We start from the raw sequence: 18334 nt of genomic DNA, 5'->3' as shown, positions 1-18334 counted from the left end.
CTCAACAATAAAAGTAAGGTGCGGCAAAGAAAGGAAATATTGGAAAGTTATTTCATTGATAAGCAAACATAACATGCTGAACTTTATTCGCTTAAAAATGATGATTAATCTTTTAAATACATCCCCGTGTTACCCGCACGGTTTCGTTTTATTACAAATAAGTTATGGCAGGTTTCCTGACTTATAGAGATACCCCAAATTTACCCTTCCCAACTTAATTGTCAGTGGTTTGTAAATTCAGCCCTAATTACAGTTGCGGGAACAGTTGTGGGATTATAAAAATATGCACCACATTCCCTTTTAAGCTCTTTTTATATCAATTGAATGAATAAAAATTTAAGCACCATAAAAACGCGAATAGTTTAACATAACGATCACAACATAACAGTAAATCATCACCTATTTACTCATTAATTAAATAGGCAATAGTAGATGAGGTTTGCTATGGTGTAATTATTGCTTCTTATTACTATATTTCGACTATAAACAGGTTTTTGACACTATGGCGACACAAGATTTATATAATATGATGACTCCAAACTTCTATAGCGAGTTTAATTGTATAGGCGCGGAATGTGCTGATACATGTTGCCAGGGCTGGCAAATAAATGTAGATAAAAAAGCCTTTAAAAACCTAAAGAAAAATGAAAATATTATCGTTCGCCAACTAGCTAATGAACACTTGTCACTTACTCGGCAGTCTGAAAGTAGTTGGGGGAATATCAAATTAAAAGACAATAATCATTGTCCTTTTTTAGATACCACTAAGTTGTGTGAGATTCACAAACAAATTGGTCATGAAGCATTACCCAAAACGTGCCAAAATTACCCTAAAAGTATATTAATGTTTGGCGATCAAATAGAAGCTAGCATGAGTATATCATGCCCTACAGCAGCTGAAGCAGTTTTACTTAACCCATCGGCATTCACCTTTAAACAAAGTGAAAAAATGCTACAAAGATTAAATCATATTACTATCGGTGGTTACACCAAAAAAACATTGCCAGCCTGGATGCCAATATTAAGAGATTTTTGTTTTTCTGTGGTTTTATTTGAACAGATACCTCTTGAGCATCGTTTATTTGCGATGGGAATGTCGTTGAAACAAGGAGAAAAGCATCTTGATAACCCTTTAAGGTTACAGGAATTTCTCGCTACGGCAGAAGAAATGACTGCCGATGGTTCTTTTAGTAAAATGTATGAAGATTTATCACTTAATGAATCATTCAAATATGTAATGTTTGCCAATCAACATTACAAACTAGACCAAGAATCTCTGCAATATAAAAAGGCGGGCAATACCCCTAGTCATTCAGAAAAACAAACGCGCTTTGATCAGGTGAGAACACCCATATTTGAACTTATCGAACAGCGTAAATTGAAGCAACCTGAAGCAAAAGACGTAGATCTATTTTTTGAAATTTTTAAATCTGGACAAAAAAAAGTAGATTTATTTTTAGCCACTAAAGAACATATTTTAATTAATTACATTCTATATTACTTATTCCATAATCAATTTATGTTTAATCTGGATAAAACACCCTTTCAGTTTTTTAAGATTATGAGCGTTGATCTATTCATGCAACGTACTTACCTTGCAGGAATAGCTGAAAAACAGGGAGAATTAACACAAGAATGGTTAATACAATTATTCCAAAGTTATGCCCGAAGACGCCAACATGACGCCCATTTTGTTGATAATATGGAAATGCAATTAGAACAATCAAATACCAATGGCGCAGGCGACATTTTTAGTTTATTAAAATAAAAATAGTCGCACTATAGTTTACCCACGAGTATGGTTAAATCGTTATGTTGGGGCGCTTTACAAGCGATTGCATCAGGTAAGCATAAAGCTTGCTGGAATGCAGAGCTAATATAAAGCGTTACCTTACAATGGATTTCTCCTGATTCATGGCGATATAGGGCCAGCATTTGCTCACGATTATCTGATTGTTGATAAATAGTAGTCAGCTGATCTTGTAAGCTAAATAAACGCGTTGTAGCGGTAATTGCATCACCTAAGTCAACACAATACCAATTTATTTCATTACTCAAAGTACTCTCCAATGTTTATTTACTTAACTTTAAGTTGTAGTGTCTATTTCAGCCATATATCATCAACAAATATTCTAGACCATTGTGTATAAACAAGTGACCACTTTCTTATCTCGATTGGTATTAGGCCTCAAAATAATAAAAATAATGATTAGGAGTTATTGTGTCTGATTGGATTTCCATTATCCCCCCTATTTTAGCGATTATCATTGTTCTGTGGAAAAAAGAAGTTATCTTGGCACTATTACTCGCCATGGCGAGTTCTGAACTTTTAATTCTGCTAACATCATCAAGTTCAACGAGTCCTTTCGCCGAATTCGGCATCACCACGATTGAACGTATTATTAGCGTTTTTCAATCTGATGGAAATACCCGCATATTAGTATTCTCACTACTAGTAGGGGCTTTATTAGCTTTTATGCGTCAATCTGGCGGGGTTACAGCAACGGTTAATATTTTAATAGAAAAAGGGCTAAGTGGTAGTGCGAGACGCTCAAGATTTTTAGCTTTTTTTACGGGCGTTGTTATCTTTATTGAATCAAATTTAAGTGTCTTAATGTCGGGGATTATTTCTCGGGGGTTATTTGATAAGTTTGGTATGAGTAGAGCACGTCTTGCCTATATTATTGACAGTACCAGCGCACCTATCTGTATTTTATTACTCCTTAATGGTTGGGGAGCTTATGTTTTAGGACTATTAGGTAGTTATGAATTAAACCAATCAGCAGTATCAATTTTAATACAAACTATCCCGCTAAATTTTTATGCATTAATCACTTTAACCATTGTTGTTTACACTTGTTGGACAGACAAAATTCATGGCCCGTTAAAAGAAGCAGAATTAAACCAGCAAAAAAGTACCACAAAATTAGAATTAGATGTGCCAGCAAGTAAACCGCGTTATATGTTACTGCCTTTAATTACCTTATCTTTTTCCATGGTTGCTTTTATGTTTATCACTGGAAATGGTGACTTTATTCAAGGCTCTGGCTCAAAGTCAGTGCTCTATGCAACAACGTTAGCTTGTGTTGTTGCTTATGCCATGATGGTAGGCAGCAAACGTTTTACTCATAAAAAAATGACAGAAATCGGTTTTCAAGGTATATCAGAATTACTGCCATTAGTGATGATTGTTTTATTATCATTAGCGCTAGGCGCAAGTTTAAAAACATTAGGAACAGGTACCTTTATTTCAGGCTTAGTAGCTGAAAATCTTCCCTTATTTTTAGTACCTATGGTGTTATTTCTCGCAGGCGGTTTAATGTCTTTTACTACAGGTACATCATGGGGGACATTTGCTTTACTAATACCAATAGGCATGCCTTTAGTCATTAATTTAGATTTACCCGCGCCTTTGCTATTAGCAGCCATATTAGGGGGTGGCGTCTTTGGCGATCATTGTTCACCTATTTCTGATACTACAGCAGTTAGTGCAGTAGCCTCAGGTTGTGACTTACTTGAACATGTGCGAACACAGTTGCCCTATGCACTATTTGCTGGAGGTTTAACTATGATCAGTTATATCCTTTGTGGATTAGTGTTTATCGGTTTATAAAAATTTCCACATATAAAGCCGTTAACTAAGCTTTAACGGCTTGAATAACCCGCTTACAAAATTCGCGTATTCATGCTCGAAAATTTATTTTATATTTAGTTTATATTTTTTGTACAACTCAATAGTGATGCAAATGTCCTTAACTGTAAAAACCGCTTTTACTTTAGTTATCGTTTGGCTTTTAATCAGCCCCCGTACTGCATTGGCCGATAAATTTATCGGCCAATGGCATATCATTAAAAACAATAAATTAACGACGGCACAAACCATAGATGGCTTAAATAAGTTACAAATAACCGTAAATACGCAACAAGATGTATCGATTATTTTAACCTTACATAATTTTTCCGGTTTTGGCACTAAACACGAAGTCTTCGAGTACCAATCGCCCACCTATGGGAATGTAAGAACGGTCGATTACTATATTAAGGAAGATCAAATAACCTTAAGCACACCTTATGAAGTCAATCGCTTTATTGAAAATTTAAAAGACATAGCCACCCACGCTTTAATTTTAGATGACACGTTAGGTTCTTCCTTTAAAGAAAGGAAAATAAATATAAGTTATTTATCTACCGAGAAAAAGCACATATTAAATCGTGCCGCATTCTCAACCATAGAAATTGATGAGGTATTACAAAGCTTAGGTTTATAATATATAATTCCGACCACTTTTTGACTTTCCCTGCCCCTCTAACAATCAAAATTTTATAACATAAATGTATTAAAGCATCCATCTTCATATTTTTTTCATTTTCTCGATAAAAGACAATAGCTTATTTTTTATTTTAAGCTATGCTCATAAAAACCAGACTAGAGTAAACGGGATCTGAATGATGCTAAACAAACTTACCATGCGTAGTAAATTTATACTTTTATCGGCTTTTATATGCATAATATTTATTGCCGCCATGGCATTTATAAAAATAGCAAATAACCAAATATCGGATAGTTTCAACCGCTTTTACCAACAAAATTTCATGGTAACAAAGCTTAGTGGTGAACTTAAGCAAGCGCAAGACGGTATTTTATCGGGGGTAAGAGGCTTACAAGTGATCTACCTGTTAAACCTAAAAGAGCAGGCACCGGAGTTAATCCAAAGCATAGATCATAATGCGTCATTAACCATGCCGCTAATACAAAAAATTACTAATGCTTACGGCGGAGACCCCGCTTTACTCACCACTTTAAAAAATAATTCTCAACGTTATGAAAAAGCAGCTGTACACTTTAAAGAGGCAATGGAAACTGCTCCTGATAACAGAGCAGAATATGAAATTTATCGCGAATTTGTTGACTCCCATAATGCATTAACCGCATTCTATAAAGAGTTTGATCGGATCAATGTTGCTGAAGTAGATGCAGCACAAAAATCAGCTCAAGAATCAATAGCGTTTGCAGATACCGTTTTTTATTCTTCTATAATTATTACTATTGCATTGGCCGTTGTTTTTAGCCACTTCCTTTCACAGAAAGTTGTGCAAGGCTTAAATATTTTAAACCGTAGTGCCCATGCATTACAACGCGGGGAACTTATTCATTTTTCATCAATTGAAGGCTCTGATGAAGTAGCAGACTTAAGCCGAACACTTGATGCCACAATATCACATCTTAATAGCACCTTATCAAGTATCCATACATCTGTTGATGATGTTAACCGTCATAGTAATGAATTACTTGATGCTAATACCCACATTCAGGCTGCTACAAATGAAGTATCAGATCATACAACTCAAGCAGTTACTGCTATTGAAGAATTGTCAGTAACCAGTAAGAATATTGCTGTGAATACAGCTGAATCTGCAACCGCTTCGGACGGAATGATGACCTTAGCACATAGTGGATTAGATGCCTCAGAGCAAACTAAAGACGCTGTGACTCAACTATTAACTACGTTAAACAAAACTTCAGAAGTCGTTGATCAACTACAAAGCGAATCTAGCCGTATTGAAACAATTTTAGATGTGATCAGAAATATTTCAGAGCAAACAAATTTATTAGCATTAAATGCAGCTATTGAAGCCGCCCGAGCAGGGGAACAAGGCCGAGGTTTTGCCGTTGTTGCCGATGAAGTTCGTACTTTAGCACAACGTTCAAATAGCTCGGTCAACGAAATTGAAACCATGCTAGGTCAGCTACGTTCAGCGGCGCAAAATGCAGTAAGTATGATGGCCGATAGTACAAATGTAGCTGCACAAGCTGAAGACAAGATGGAAGAAAGTAACAGCTTGCTAAAAGAAATTATGGAAATGATAAATGCCGTTAATGATCAAACGCAACAAATAGCAACAGCCGCCGAAGAACAATCAGCAGTAGCTGAAGATATTAGTAAAAATATGCATACTATTCATACCTTAACGGATACAACAGCAAACATATCTGAACAAACAGCAGTTACCAGTAGTAGTATGTCTGAGCAAAGTGAGTCAGTACTTAAACAAGTTGCCTTCTTTAAGTTATCGTAACATTTTTATAACTATTTATGATTAGCAACGCGTGCTAACAATATTGCCGAGTACTTAGGTAAACAAAACTAAGTGCTCGGAAATATTTTTGAAGTAGCCCCTTCACATAGTATCCTCATCAGGCTCGCCACCAACTTCTTTACGCTTACGTTGTTCTTGTTTAGCCTTTTCTGCATTTTTAAATACGGGTGGTGGGATAGGAAAAATAGCAATTAAAGGAAAGATAGCTAAGAACAGGAATACCCCTCTAGACATACCTTTACCCCATAGTACTATCTTGTACATTAACCAAATGAGCAAGATAAAAAACACAGACTCATCACATGAAATAAAATAGGTGGGTAATGTTCAACTAATGCTATCCATTCCATTTTTTCAACACACTCTACCTATATTTTTATAACATTTTGGGTTTCATGCCTAAAACTCAAGACAAATATAGGAGTAATAAAACAAAAAGCCGTAATATACATTACGGCTTCATCTAACTTACTAAATTTATACTTAAGCCTCTGGATTTGTTGTTTTTAAAGGAGTGAACTTGATAGCATAAGCATTAATACTGATATCAGGATTATCAATTTCAATCATAGCTTCTTTACTGTAATTAACGGCCAACCTTGGCGTAGCAACGGTGTTTTCAGCCGATTTATTAATCTCGATTAACTCAATTTCAACAAATGCCAATTCTTCTAAATCTTTAACATTAAGGTTAAATTTAAACTTGTCATGGATCATAAATTCTGCCTTTTTATCAAAGTCTACCCACAGTACTATATTCGAGCTGGTTTCCCTTACCATTCCATTAATAGCTGTTCTATCAATAACGGTTATATCAAAATTCATCAAGGCACCAAGTCTTTTCATTTCAGTTTGTTGAGCTTCATGTTTGTCATTATTAATTGCCGTAGCAATGGTATTCCATGACATCATAGTTAATGTCGACAATGTGATTACGCTATAAAGTATTTTTGTTCTAATGGTCATTTTCCTACTCTCCTTAAGTAATTTTATTCTTGTGATATTATGTTTTTCACTCGAAATGACAGAACACATAACATTATTGATATCTCGTTGATGATGCCGATAATGATTCAACAACAATAGCGAGCTAAGATCCTTAATATATTGATGAACGCCGAAGGTTTTACTTGCCTTTTCGTCACACCTTGCTTCAATTAAAAATCGATTGACCGAAATAAGCTTTAGAACCCACGGATTCCACCAAAATACACATCCACAAAACTCAAGTAAGAAAAGTCTTAGATTGTCATAACTTTTAATATGCTGCTTTTCGTGGGCTATAATGAGATCAAGAAATTGACTTTCTAAAAGTTTGTCAGAAATAATAACCACAGGGTTAAATATTCCTAGAATAAAACCACTATTATCTTGATTTAATGAAAATATATTAACTTTGTGTTTATCACTTAGTTCGCTGCTGTAAGCAAGCGAAGGCTCTGCCATAATGCGTCTCTGACAAGAAATAATTTGTATCATTTGCTTTGCAAAAATTAGAATACCAACACTTAAAAGGCTCCATAGTAACCATTTAACAAACACTCCAATATTTATGATCGATTTTGAAACATCATCATTTACAATTATTGAATTCACTTTTGATAATGAAATAATGGTAGGCTCTGCTAATACTTGATCAGGTATTAATTGTGCAATTAGCGAGTAAGGTATAAACCACGCAATAATAGCTGCCAACGTTAGATAATAATTAGCATTATTAGACCCTTTACCATATTTAATGAGGACTAATACAAGGGTAGAAATAGCAATATTTGCATAGAAGTAACTTTCCATTTACTTAATATCCTTTTTTCTTTCTTTTAAAACGGCTTCTAGGTATTCAATATCTTCTAAATCTAAATCTTCCTGCGCTAAAATGTGTGCAGCCAACGGTCGGCTCTTCCCTAAAAACACCCTATTAATGAAATCCTTAATTAAAGGAGTGCGCACATTCTGTTTCTCCATCACGGGTAAATAATAAATTGTTCGTCCTTCAGATCTGCTGCGTTTTATCGCATCTTTTTTTTCTAGCCTATCAATAATTGTTTTAACCGTTGAATATTTCACATCTCGCTTTTGCATAATTATTTTATGTATTTGAGGTGCGCTAGCTTCACAAATTTCCCAAAATAATTGCATAACCTCTAATTCAAAATCTGATAACGACATACAACACCTTAGCAACACATCTCTACAGTTGTAGATAATAATATCTACAACTGTAGAGATGTCAACAATTAAAATTAATCTTCAAATTTAAATATGCACCTAATATTATTAGAAACAGTAACAGTTACTTCAATGGCTTTTGCTGCACTTATTAGTGCAACTGCTTTTTCGATGGTTTTAATTATTCTGAAAATGAATAGATTGTTGAAGACTTCTTTTTAAGCATATCGGTGAGAAATGGACGTTCATTTTTTAGCTATGCTTGCCATTTTATTATTAGATTTTCATTGATTTTATTGAAATTGCTTTTCTAGTGGTGTCTATATTAACGCCGCCCTTTGGATTTATTTTTTACTTTTACTTTTACTGAACAACTTACCTATACCTAGTTATTCCTCAACTGAAAAAATCAAAAAGCCGTAATATACATTACGGCTTTTAGCTATACTTTCTTAATTTTCTAGGGAAAGCTACGTCTTATTGAATGGAAATCTTATCTTTGATCACCAAACAACGTTTATTGTTTTGATGAGCCACCAATAATGCTCTTCGCGTACCCGTTGACAGTTCTTTATTGTCAGCAATTGCCTTTGCCAAACGCTCTACACTTTTAGTAGTACAACTTGTTGGGATCATAGTACCGGCATACGTACGCATAAATACATGATCATGTAATTTGTCTACTTCTGCCAATGATGCGATGCGACTATCCGCTGTAACTTCATTTAAGGCTGTTTGTTCAGACGGATACATAGACCCCATTGCCGAACGCAGTTTTGCATATGGCATAGCATTTTCTGTCGCATGAATATTGGCTAACCACTGCGCTTTTACTTTAGCATCAGGTCGAATGACTTGAGCTGCGATAGCTGATTTAACTCCAGTATCTGAGCTATCAGCTTGTTGCTCTTGCTCAAGTAATGCTATAGCTTGAGGGTGCTGATAACGATTTAAATGGCGAATAATACTCCAACGTAAATCTTGGTTTATCGTTAAATTATCAATGCTTTGTTCACCATTTAATAATGCAACTAAGGTATTCAAGCCTTTTTCAGAAGTTGCAAACGCTTGATAATAACCAAACCAACGGCGTAGCTTATTGGTATCTTTCGTATTGGCTAACGTATTGTCCCAAGCCATTTTTTCAAGGCGTTGCATTGTAGTTTTAACATAAGCATGATCTAATCCATAAATGCCTTTTATGTAAGACGCACTTTGTCCAAGTTGAGACAAAGCCTGGCCTAACAATGTATAATCTGTTTCTAAAGGTGCATTCACAATGGCAGTATCAATAAAGTCGTTTAATGGTAATTGACCATCGCGCACACTATCCCATAATGCTTGCCATAACATTGAACGTAGTAACGGGTCTGATACTTTGTTTAAGTTATTTTTAGCCGTTTCAAAAGAAGTACTATCTAAATTTACTTTTACAAAACCCCAATCTTGATAATTTGGATACACCATATCAGGGCAATCACTACCGATTAAAACATCAACAGATGTTGAGTTACCACTGTATGTAACTGCAACATTTTTTATTAAATTCACACCATTCGTATCCGATGAGAATAATGCAACTTGAACATGTTGCTCACGTAATGTCGGGAAATTTTCATCTGCAGATTGTAATAAATTAAACTGGGTAATTTTACCATTTTCACAACTAAAATTACTTTGAATGGTGTTTACACCTGCTTTATAGAGCCACTCTTGTTTCCAGTTATCAAGGTTTTTACCTGAAGCATCAGCTAAACTTTCAATAAAGTCGTCTAATTCAGCATTTTGATAAGCATTTTTGGCTAGGTAATTGTGAATACCACGTCTAAAATCAGTTTCACCTAATAGATGGCGCAGTTGATTTAATGTTGATGCCCCTTTTGAATAAGTAATCGCATCAATATTATCAAAAGCATTTGCTGATGAAGGAATAGGTACTTCAATAGGATGTGTGGTTATTTGTTGATCTTGGCGATAAGCAGATTGTTTGCCGTATGCATAAAAAGAACGCCATGCATTATCAAACTCTGTGGCTTCGGCAGTTGCTAACGTTGCCATGAAGGCAGCAAAACTTTCATTTAACCATAAGCCATTCCACCACTTCATGGTCACTAAATTACCAAACCATTGATGTGCCATTTCATGCATAATGACACTAGCTAAACGTTGTTTTTGACTTTGGCTCATTTCACCATTTGTTAAAAACCCGCCTTCACCAAAAGTAATTGCGGCGGCATTCTCCATTGCCCCATAAATAAAATCAGGCACTAAAACTTGATCGTACTTTCTAAAGGGGTAATCAATACCGTAATAATCTTCAAAAAAAGCTAAGCCTTTATGGGTATAATTAAACCAATCACTTGGAACTACTTGCTTTTCAACTGATTGTCTTACAAATAATCTTAACGGATATTTACCACTAGTATCTTCCCACTTATGATAAGGTCCCGCATGTAACGAGAAGTTATAAGGACTTAATTTTAAGGTACGATCAAAATACCAAACCTTTTTATCACCTTTAATTTCTACGCGTGTCTCCTTCATCGCTGAAAATACGTGCCAATCCGTTGGAGATGTTACTGTCATCTGATAATTAGCTTTAAGATCTGGTTGATCAAATAAAGCAAACATTTGCTGTGCGGCTGCAGGTTCAAAATGAGAATATAAATACACTTTGCCGTCAACAGGATCGGTAAAACGGTGTAATCCTTCACCATCAGTGCTGTGTTTACGGGTAAAATTGACTTCGACTGAGTTTTTACCTTTTTGTAAGTTTTCTGCGGCTAAAGTGATAAACCAGTTATTATAATCAGCATTAACTTCATTACCATTAACAATAAGCTTACTAATGTTAGCTTCATTTAAGTCAAGAGTTAAAGGTGTTGATGCATCATTCAGGGCAAAGTTTATTACTGAAGTAGCACTAAAGCTTTCTTCGCCTGTAAGTTCAAATGTTAATTTATAATCAACATCAGACACTCGGCTAGAGCGTTTCATTGCTTGCTCTTCACTTAAATAAGCATCGTTTGCACGAGCAACAAAAGTAGAAGTAGATGATTGGGTTTTAGCTTCGATATTATTAGCGTTATTACTGGCTTGATTACATGCACTCAATAAAAGTGTTGAGGCAAGAATCATCAAAATGGATGATTTCACAAGGACTTCCTATGATTTTATAAAATTGATTAGGATAATTTTGGGCTATTACGTGTTGAACTTAATAGATTGTTAACTGCAGAGCCTTTAGATGATCTATTCAGAATAGCGTGGACTACTATAGAATAATAGTAATCGTAGATAAAGGAAGAGCGGCTGACTTATTTATCAGCACGTTCGTCTCTTTGGAAAGATATACGCACAAATATAATAGCTGAGTAACTAAAAAAATAACGACAGTTTTTTAATTTGCTAATTGAAACAACATTGCCGTACTTTGTTTTTTTAAATTCACCACTTCTGATACTAGGTCTCCGTTTTTAAAACGATCAAAACACGCAGTATCTAACGATAAGTTACGGCAAAAATCTATTACAGTATTGAAGTCTTGCCGAGTAAATTGTTCTTGTTCACGGCTCATCAGTCCATCGATATAAGCATTATTGCCATTAATATTTATATTGGCAATTGCTGAATAAGGCTGTCCATAGTCTTTTACTCGTAAAGCTCTAACTGCTTTAACTTCAAATATCCAATCATCTAATTGGATATATCTGCTTATTGATTGCTGAGAAAAAGCTGACTTTATCATTTATTAATACCTTATAAAAAAGCCAGTTACTTAGTTGGGGGGGCAGTAACTGGCAAAGTAGTGAACAGACTGTGTCTAATCAACGCTAAATAGCGTATGAATTAAATGCCTCTAGCTTTTAAGATCAAATGAGGCAAGTTCTTTTTCACTTAAACCGCCATCATTATTTACGTCAATGTCATCAAAGTTGTCTATTAATACTTTGTTTTTACTAATCGCAACTTCTTCTTTGCTTAATAAACCATTATTGTCATTATCAAATTGACTTAAAAATGAGGTAAGATTTACTTTTGCTACAGTGTCGATCGCTACGGCGTCAACTTCCTTTGCAACTTTTACAGGCTCATTGGCGTTAACAGAAAAAGTAGCAACTAATGAACTAATAACAACTAGGGTAACTTTTTTTAAATTAAACATATTTACATTCCTTCATATTTTCATTAACAAATAACGTACTTTTTAATTAATCTTTACTTAGCTTTCAGTATCAAATGAAGCAAGTTCATTTTCACTTAAACCGCCATCATTGTTTGCGTCAATTTCATCAAAATTATCTAATAAAATTTTGTTTTTACTTACAGCTACTTCAGCTTTGCTAAGCAAACCATTATTATCATTGTCAAATTGGCTTAATAATGATGTTAAGTCGACTTTCGCAATTGTTGGCATCTCTTCTGTAACTTTCACAGGCTCCGTTGCACCTACATGTAAAGTAGCAACTAATGAACTAACAACAACTAGGGTAACTTTCTTTAAACTAAACATATTTATCTTCCTTCATTTGTAGTTAACGTAATTACCTTAGGATTAAGTACCTTAGGATAAACGTAGTAAGTTTTTGTACTGTCATCATAGGTATAGCAGTCAATGTGCCAACTTTGTAACTTACTGATTAATAAAGAGTTTACATTTAAACAGTGGTTTAAAGTGTCGCCAATAAGCAACAGTAAATATTTTTCAATTTAAGTTCATTACCCCTAGCTAAGATCAATTTTTAAATTAGCTATATAAAACAATAAGTAACAAGCAATATTTTTATTGGTAAACACTGTCGCTAATTTGAGACAATGTTGTTTATCCAAGCTAAACAGGGTTAAATCTATACATGGAAATGAGATTTCAACTAAGAAGCATATTTATAAATGCAACAACTAATTAAAAAATTATCGTTTTATCATGTGTCAATTAAAACCCTTACACTGATGGGGTTTGGTTTAGTCGCCTTTCCTTTAGTTTTTGCATTTTTATATAGCGCAAATCAAGTAAATAGCCTTTCTCAGCAAGGAACAACGGCCATTTTTAATGTAGCGGAATTAGTTGAAAATAACCGTAAGCTAAGCCAAACACTTACACGATTAGAACGATTTGCAAGTCAGTTTGTAGTATTAAAAGAGCAAGAACTACTCACACAATACGTAGAGGAAAAGCAAGAACTAATAAATCTATTATCTCAAGAGTTTAGCCGTTATAGTGATGAACAATTTCCTTTACTGATTGAACAGTTCACAAATAAAGTCAATGAAATAGATTCTTTAATACAATCAACAGCGGCTGATTCATTAAGCTTAGACACAGTGCAAAGCCTCTTCAAGCAACTAGCTCAAGTTAACCAGCAACTATCATTACATACGAATGAAGTTATAAATCAACGTGCTAACGCTATGGAAGCATCGGCTAACCATGTTAAAAGAACCATGTTATTTAGTTTGCTGATCATCCCAATAACTTTATTAATTGCAGGTGTGTTTATAGTATTAATTACCCTCCCTCTAAAGGTATTACTCGGTAAAATAAAATTACTAGAGCAAGGTAACTTTCAACAATCAATTACTGTTGATGGTTCTATAGAAATAGAAGAAATAGCTGATGCATTAGAAACAATGCGTAGTAGATTACATGCATTAGAGCTACAAAAATCGAGTTTTATTCGTCATATTTCTCATGAACTAAAAACACCTTTAGCTGCAATTAGAGAAGGTACAGAATTAATTTATGATAAAAGTGTTGGTCCATTAAATAACGATCAACAAGAAATTACCCATATAATTCGTACAAGTGTTAATCGATTACAACGTTTAATTGAAGACTTACTAGATTTCAATATAGTACTCGACTCCACCAGTTTACAAGACGCTGAGGTTATTAATTTAACAACAGAAATAGAACGAGCTTTAACTTTACGAGTGTTAGATATAAAAAGAAAACAGCTAATAGTTAATATGGATGTTGGTAAAATTTCTTTGCAATGTAATAGTAAGCAATTAAGTGTAATATTAGATAATTTATTATCAAATGCTATTAAGTTTTCACCAGACAAAGGTGCTATTACAATAAAAGCTTGGGTTGAACAACACGCGTTATATTTAACAATAACAGATCAAGGTACAGGTATTGCTTCATCACTTCATAGCAAAATATTTGATGCATTTTACCAAGGTCCCGCAAAGCACAACAGTCAAATAAAAAGTAGTGGTTTAGGACTAACTATTGTCAAAGAGTTACTGATGCGTTTAAACGGCAGTATTAGCATTGAAAGTAATACAACTTCACCTAGTTTTACCACCTTTACAATAAAATTACCTAGAGCAAAAGTAATGTCGCTAAACAGCATACCTACTTCGGAAAAAACTTAATCATGAGCACACTTATTATCCCTGTAACAATTATAAGAGCCACTCTATTATCAGCATTTATTATGCTAGTTTCTGGTTGCCAAATACTCAGTACAGCAGAAAATGATACAAATACGGAGTATTCATATTATGGAAGTTATTATTTATGGATTAAAAGCCTTAATGATGAAGAGTTAGTGAAAGAAATTAACGCGCAGCAAGTTAAGGAATCCGAAGGCGATCAAACGGCTGAGTATCATTTATTGCTTTTACATAGCTTACCTAATTCGCCAATACATAATCCTTATATTGCAAAGGCCAAACTTAATCAACAAGCATTAATTCAAGAAGCACAAACCCAATTCAATGTAGGCGATCTCGCTTTTATTGTTATGCTCAGAGATCAGCTAAATCAACAATTGTTGATGTTAAATAAATTAATAAACAAAGAGAAAACCAATACAGAAAACAAAAAACAATTGGCCGTACAACAACAGTCAATTGAAGCGCTTGAACAACGCTCACAAAAGCTACAGCAACAGATTGAACAATTGAAAAAAATAGAAAGTTCCATTAGTGATCATGGTACAACGTTATGAACATAATAGAAGCTACCGATATAAAAGAAAAAATATTAATTGTGGATGACGATCCTAATTTATTACGTTTATTAGGCATACGCCTAAATGCTGCAAACTATGAAGTTGAATCCGCGCAAAGCGCTAAACAAGCCCTAGGTATTTTAAAAAGTTTTCAACCGCAGTTAGTGATCAGTGATTTACGCATGGAAGGCATGGACGGTATGGCATTATTTGAAAAAATACGCCAACAACATCCCAGTTTACCCGTTATTATTATGACCGCCCACGGCACTATTCCTGATGCTATCAGTGCTACCAAGCAAGGCGTATTTAGTTTTTTAACTAAACCGTTTGAAAGCCAAGAGTTACTCGATACTGTAAAACAAGCCATACGCTTACAACCTCGTTCAGATAATGGAAACAATGACCAAGCAGAACATGCATGGCGGGAAAAAATTATTTCACGTAGCGCTGTAATGGAAACCTTATTACAACAAACGTATCAAGTCGCGAAAAGTGACTTTAGTTTATTAATTCATAGCCAAAGTGGCACGGGTAAAGAGTTACTCGCACAAGCTATTCATCAGGCTAGCGAACGTAGAACCAAACCTTTTACCGCTATTAACTGTGCAGCAATTCCTGAACAATTATTAGAGTCTGAACTTTTCGGCCATAAAAAAGGCGCATTTACTGGCGCAGATCAACACCATATAGGCTTATTTGAAGCCAGTGATGGCGGCACCTTATTTCTCGATGAAATTGGTGACATGCCTATGAATTTCCAAGTTAAATTATTACGAGCTCTACAAGAACGAGAAGTACGTCCAGTTGGCAGTACCAGCTCAATAAAAGTTGATGTGCGTATAATAGCAGCCACCCACAAAAACCTGCAAAAAGCCATTAAAGAACAAAACTTTAGAGAGGATTTATACTATCGCTTAAACGTAGTTGAATTAATCCTGCCGCCACTGTCAGACAGACGCGAAGATATTCCTCTACTCGCCCAGCATTTTTTAAGTCAAACATCAGGGCGCACAACCAACCAAGTAAATGGCTTTAGCCAAAGCGCTATGGAAATACTTATTAGCGCCCCTTGGCCAGGAAACATCAGACAATTACAAAATGTCGTTGAGCAAAGCGTTGCGTTATCAACAGAGTCAATAATTAGTGAATCATTAGTGAGAAACGCACTGCGTGAAGCCCCTACTCAACAGCCTTCTTTCCAAGAAGCCCGTGATCAATTTGAACGAGACTACTTAGCTACCTTGTTAAAAACCACCACAGGTAATGTATCGCAAGCCGCTAAAATAGCACAAAGAAACCGAACAGAATTTTATAAGTTACTTAATAAGCATCATTTGAATGCTGAAGCATTTCGGGAAGAATAATCCGTTAACCATTCGTTGGCATCGACTACCAACCACACTAATCAGATTAAATTTTGTGTAGTAGCTCATATTTGATCTGACCGTTTTACTTAGTAAAGTTAGGCTTAACATGACAGACAGTTAGGAGCGAGAAGCAGTCACTGACCGTTAAGCTTTTAATAACAGCAATTAGCCAATTGCTGACATTAGCTTTTAAATATTAACGGCAGTTCAGAGGTCCTAAAGCTTCATATTTCAATTAAAATTCACATCCATTTACAACTAAAATTATGATTAAAACCTTTGCATGGTGTTAGATCTTAAATCCCCAAAGCGGACATAAGAATCATTTAAATTTCAAACGGATTTAGAGTATTAAGTCTAAGGCGCAATCACCCCCAAAGTGAGATAGAAACTATAAAATTTTCACAAGTGAGCCATAGTCTCTTGTTATACCTCAATTCCTAATTTTTTGGCATTTCTTTTTGTTATACAAATGAATATGTCAGGATATTCTTTAAACTCTATTTTAAATTTGAATATCAAATTACCTTTTGCTTTAGAAAAAAACATCATGAATGGGAATAAGTAAGTTTGGCGTAATAAGCTTAAAAAAAGAATTAATTGATAAGTGCATGAATTGATCATTAAAGCCAATATTTAAGATTACATTGCTGTAATTGTTGCTTTTAAAGTTTGCAGTAATATTTTTGATTATTACACCTTTAAATTCTTACTTGTTTTTATATTTCTCACTACGTTTTGACCAACCACTACTTTTAGCAAATGAATAAAATATGAATAAACAAAATGGAATAAAAATAGAGAAGAAAATTAACTCAAAACTCATAGCTCACTCCTTGAGGTACCAACGCCTATTTAACAGGCAAAAAATGGTTGGCTAAAATAGCGACGAAGGAGCGCAAGCCAAGCGTTCAGCGTCCTTTTAAGTAACTTGTTAGGCAACGTTTAGCAAATTCTTGATATCACTTTGATACTGTTCAAAGGAATCCCATTCTAAGGCACTTAATATATTTGACGAATAACTAAGAAGATTGTCATTTTGTAAATCAAATGCTGGGTTTACATAATTATATTCTTCTTTTTCATAATGGGATAAAGCTCTAAATATATTTCGGTTGAGAACCATTAGATCAGAGCCTGCATCTAAATGGTTATATTGATTTCGCCCAGCGAAAACGACCAAGCCTAGCGGGACATTCCTTACATCTCTACCGGCGAAAAACTTTTTGGCGCCATTCCCAACTTTTCGCATTCCATCAAGTAAATTTTGATAACGCTCTTCGAGTTCCTGTTCGTCTTGGTACATCGCAATAGCTTGATATGCGATTTGCAGTATTGATCCCGCGACGACATGCAAAGAAAACAACTTTCCATCCAACTCTTCTTTAGCCAATTGAGCCGCAGCAAACTTTTTTTCTATTTCTGGAGAAGAACGCCATTTCTCATACTCTTCATCAAAGTCTTCTTCATTCGAATACCGAAGTACTGCAACTGGGGATAAAGAGCTTCTAAATAGTTCTCGGTATTCTTGAACTACTTGAAACATTTTCCTTACTGCGTCTTCTGTCTGCTCTAAATATGCTTCTTTACTTAACATAGTTGCCTAACGCCGTGTTAACTGGCCCAGCGTAGCTGGGTCCAGTTGAACACTTTGTATGGATAATAACACCCACATCCATGTTCTTTTTTAAAACCAGTTTAGGTAAAGTGAGGCCCAAGCTTTGGCTGCAACCA

16 protein-coding genes and 1 riboswitch are annotated in these 18334 nt (G+C 34.9%); of the genes, 7 read left to right on the top strand and 9 right to left on the bottom strand.

Features of this window, described 5'->3' with window-relative positions:
• Positions 1-149: 149 nt before the first annotated feature.
• Positions 150-363: riboswitch (cobalamin riboswitch) on the bottom strand.
• 139 nt (positions 364-502) lie between these two features.
• A complete protein-coding gene (gene fliB / locus IE155_RS10675; RefSeq protein ID WP_189378251.1) occupies positions 503-1768 on the top strand; it encodes a flagellin lysine-N-methylase in 1266 nt (421 codons plus the stop codon).
• Positions 1769-1779: 11 nt separating this feature from the next.
• Here the strand turns inward: fliB and IE155_RS10670 are convergent, their stop codons facing one another.
• Positions 1780-2058 carry a hypothetical protein gene (locus IE155_RS10670; RefSeq protein ID WP_189378250.1) on the bottom strand — a complete coding sequence of 93 codons (279 nt, stop codon included), beginning with the start codon at positions 2056-2058 and terminating at the stop codon, positions 1780-1782.
• A gap of 163 nt (positions 2059-2221) precedes the next feature.
• Here IE155_RS10670 and IE155_RS10665 point away from each other — a divergent pair, with 163 nt between their 5' ends.
• From IE155_RS10665 to IE155_RS10655, 3 genes are all read left to right on the top strand, one after another.
• Entirely contained in the window at positions 2222-3613 is a 1392-nt protein-coding gene (locus tag IE155_RS10665; protein ID WP_229817221.1) for a Na+/H+ antiporter NhaC family protein, read from the top strand.
• Positions 3614-3746: 133 nt separating this feature from the next.
• The gene (locus IE155_RS10660; protein ID WP_189378249.1) at positions 3747-4268 is read left to right on the top strand and encodes a hypothetical protein; all 522 of its coding nucleotides are present in this window, start codon (positions 3747-3749) and stop codon (positions 4266-4268) included.
• Positions 4269-4446: 178 nt separating this feature from the next.
• Positions 4447-6078 (top strand): methyl-accepting chemotaxis protein, encoded by a 1632-nt coding sequence (locus IE155_RS10655; protein WP_189378248.1) that lies wholly within the window; start codon positions 4447-4449, stop codon positions 6076-6078.
• Positions 6079-6180: 102 nt separating this feature from the next.
• Here the strand turns inward: IE155_RS10655 and IE155_RS10650 are convergent, their stop codons facing one another.
• From IE155_RS10650 to IE155_RS10620, 7 genes are all read right to left on the bottom strand, one after another.
• The gene (locus tag IE155_RS10650) at positions 6181-6333 is read right to left on the bottom strand and encodes a hypothetical protein (RefSeq protein WP_189378247.1); all 153 of its coding nucleotides are present in this window, start codon (positions 6331-6333) and stop codon (positions 6181-6183) included.
• A gap of 249 nt (positions 6334-6582) precedes the next feature.
• The gene (locus IE155_RS10645) at positions 6583-7893 is read right to left on the bottom strand and encodes a M56 family metallopeptidase (RefSeq protein ID WP_189378246.1); all 1311 of its coding nucleotides are present in this window, start codon (positions 7891-7893) and stop codon (positions 6583-6585) included.
• Positions 7894-8268, bottom strand: a complete 375-nt coding sequence (locus tag IE155_RS10640) for a BlaI/MecI/CopY family transcriptional regulator (RefSeq protein WP_189378245.1) — start codon at positions 8266-8268, stop codon at positions 7894-7896. It abuts the gene before it with no gap.
• A 477-nt stretch (positions 8269-8745) separates the two neighbouring features.
• Positions 8746-11406: an aminopeptidase N gene (gene pepN / locus IE155_RS10635; RefSeq protein WP_189378384.1), complete on the bottom strand. Its 2661-nt coding sequence runs from the start codon at positions 11404-11406 to the stop codon at positions 8746-8748.
• A 262-nt stretch (positions 11407-11668) separates the two neighbouring features.
• Positions 11669-12016, bottom strand: coding sequence for a hypothetical protein (locus tag IE155_RS10630; RefSeq protein ID WP_189378244.1), 348 nt, complete (start codon positions 12014-12016; stop codon positions 11669-11671).
• A 111-nt stretch (positions 12017-12127) separates the two neighbouring features.
• Entirely contained in the window at positions 12128-12433 is a 306-nt protein-coding gene (locus IE155_RS10625; protein WP_189378243.1) for a CREC-EF hand family protein, read from the bottom strand.
• Positions 12434-12490: 57 nt separating this feature from the next.
• Entirely contained in the window at positions 12491-12781 is a 291-nt protein-coding gene (locus tag IE155_RS10620; RefSeq protein ID WP_189378242.1) for an EF-hand domain-containing protein, read from the bottom strand.
• A gap of 377 nt (positions 12782-13158) precedes the next feature.
• Here IE155_RS10620 and IE155_RS10615 point away from each other — a divergent pair, with 377 nt between their 5' ends.
• From IE155_RS10615 to IE155_RS10605, 3 genes are read left to right on the top strand one after another with little or no spacing between them, the layout of a single operon-like run.
• The gene (locus IE155_RS10615; protein ID WP_189378241.1) at positions 13159-14649 is read left to right on the top strand and encodes a sensor histidine kinase; all 1491 of its coding nucleotides are present in this window, start codon (positions 13159-13161) and stop codon (positions 14647-14649) included.
• A 2-nt stretch (positions 14650-14651) separates the two neighbouring features.
• Positions 14652-15227, top strand: coding sequence for a hypothetical protein (locus IE155_RS10610; protein WP_189378240.1), 576 nt, complete (start codon positions 14652-14654; stop codon positions 15225-15227).
• Positions 15224-16597: a sigma 54-interacting transcriptional regulator gene (locus IE155_RS10605; protein WP_189378239.1), complete on the top strand. Its 1374-nt coding sequence runs from the start codon at positions 15224-15226 to the stop codon at positions 16595-16597. The genes IE155_RS10610 and IE155_RS10605 overlap by 4 nt, the downstream gene beginning before the upstream one ends.
• A gap of 937 nt (positions 16598-17534) precedes the next feature.
• On the opposite strand, the gene IE155_RS10600 is transcribed toward IE155_RS10605, so the two are convergent.
• Positions 17535-18146, bottom strand: coding sequence for a hypothetical protein (locus IE155_RS10600; RefSeq protein ID WP_189378238.1), 612 nt, complete (start codon positions 18144-18146; stop codon positions 17535-17537).
• Between the last annotated feature and the right edge of the window lie 188 nt (positions 18147-18334).

It is taken from the genome of Thalassotalea profundi, assembly GCF_014653195.1.
GTDB lineage: Bacteria > Pseudomonadota > Gammaproteobacteria > Enterobacterales > Alteromonadaceae > Thalassotalea_B > Thalassotalea_B profundi.
The sequence above is the reverse complement of the archived record's forward strand: the minus strand, read 5'-3'. Positions and strand labels throughout refer to the sequence as shown.

What these genes read in the sequence shown, in the direction of transcription:
- IE155_RS10645 (WP_189378246.1), bottom strand. Translation starts at nt 7,893, where the DNA reads ATGGAAAGTTACTTCTATGCAAATATTGCTATTTCTACCCTTGTATTA.
- IE155_RS10620 (WP_189378242.1), bottom strand. Translation starts at nt 12,781, where the DNA reads ATGTTTAGTTTAAAGAAAGTTACCCTAGTTGTTGTTAGTTCATTAGTT.
- IE155_RS10615 (WP_189378241.1), top strand. Translation starts at nt 13,159, where the DNA reads ATGCAACAACTAATTAAAAAATTATCGTTTTATCATGTGTCAATTAAA.
- IE155_RS10600 (WP_189378238.1), bottom strand. Translation starts at nt 18,146, where the DNA reads ATGTTTCAAGTAGTTCAAGAATACCGAGAACTATTTAGAAGCTCTTTA.
- IE155_RS10660 (WP_189378249.1), top strand. Translation starts at nt 3,747, where the DNA reads ATGTCCTTAACTGTAAAAACCGCTTTTACTTTAGTTATCGTTTGGCTT.
- IE155_RS10630 (WP_189378244.1), bottom strand. Translation starts at nt 12,016, where the DNA reads ATGATAAAGTCAGCTTTTTCTCAGCAATCAATAAGCAGATATATCCAA.
- IE155_RS10655 (WP_189378248.1), top strand. Translation starts at nt 4,447, where the DNA reads ATGATGCTAAACAAACTTACCATGCGTAGTAAATTTATACTTTTATCG.
- pepN (WP_189378384.1), bottom strand. Translation starts at nt 11,406, where the DNA reads ATGATTCTTGCCTCAACACTTTTATTGAGTGCATGTAATCAAGCCAGT.
- IE155_RS10605 (WP_189378239.1), top strand. Translation starts at nt 15,224, where the DNA reads ATGAACATAATAGAAGCTACCGATATAAAAGAAAAAATATTAATTGTG.
- IE155_RS10610 (WP_189378240.1), top strand. Translation starts at nt 14,652, where the DNA reads ATGAGCACACTTATTATCCCTGTAACAATTATAAGAGCCACTCTATTA.
- fliB (WP_189378251.1), top strand. Translation starts at nt 503, where the DNA reads ATGGCGACACAAGATTTATATAATATGATGACTCCAAACTTCTATAGC.
- IE155_RS10650 (WP_189378247.1), bottom strand. Translation starts at nt 6,333, where the DNA reads ATGTCTAGAGGGGTATTCCTGTTCTTAGCTATCTTTCCTTTAATTGCT.
- IE155_RS10640 (WP_189378245.1), bottom strand. Translation starts at nt 8,268, where the DNA reads ATGTCGTTATCAGATTTTGAATTAGAGGTTATGCAATTATTTTGGGAA.
- IE155_RS10625 (WP_189378243.1), bottom strand. Translation starts at nt 12,433, where the DNA reads ATGTTTAATTTAAAAAAAGTTACCCTAGTTGTTATTAGTTCATTAGTT.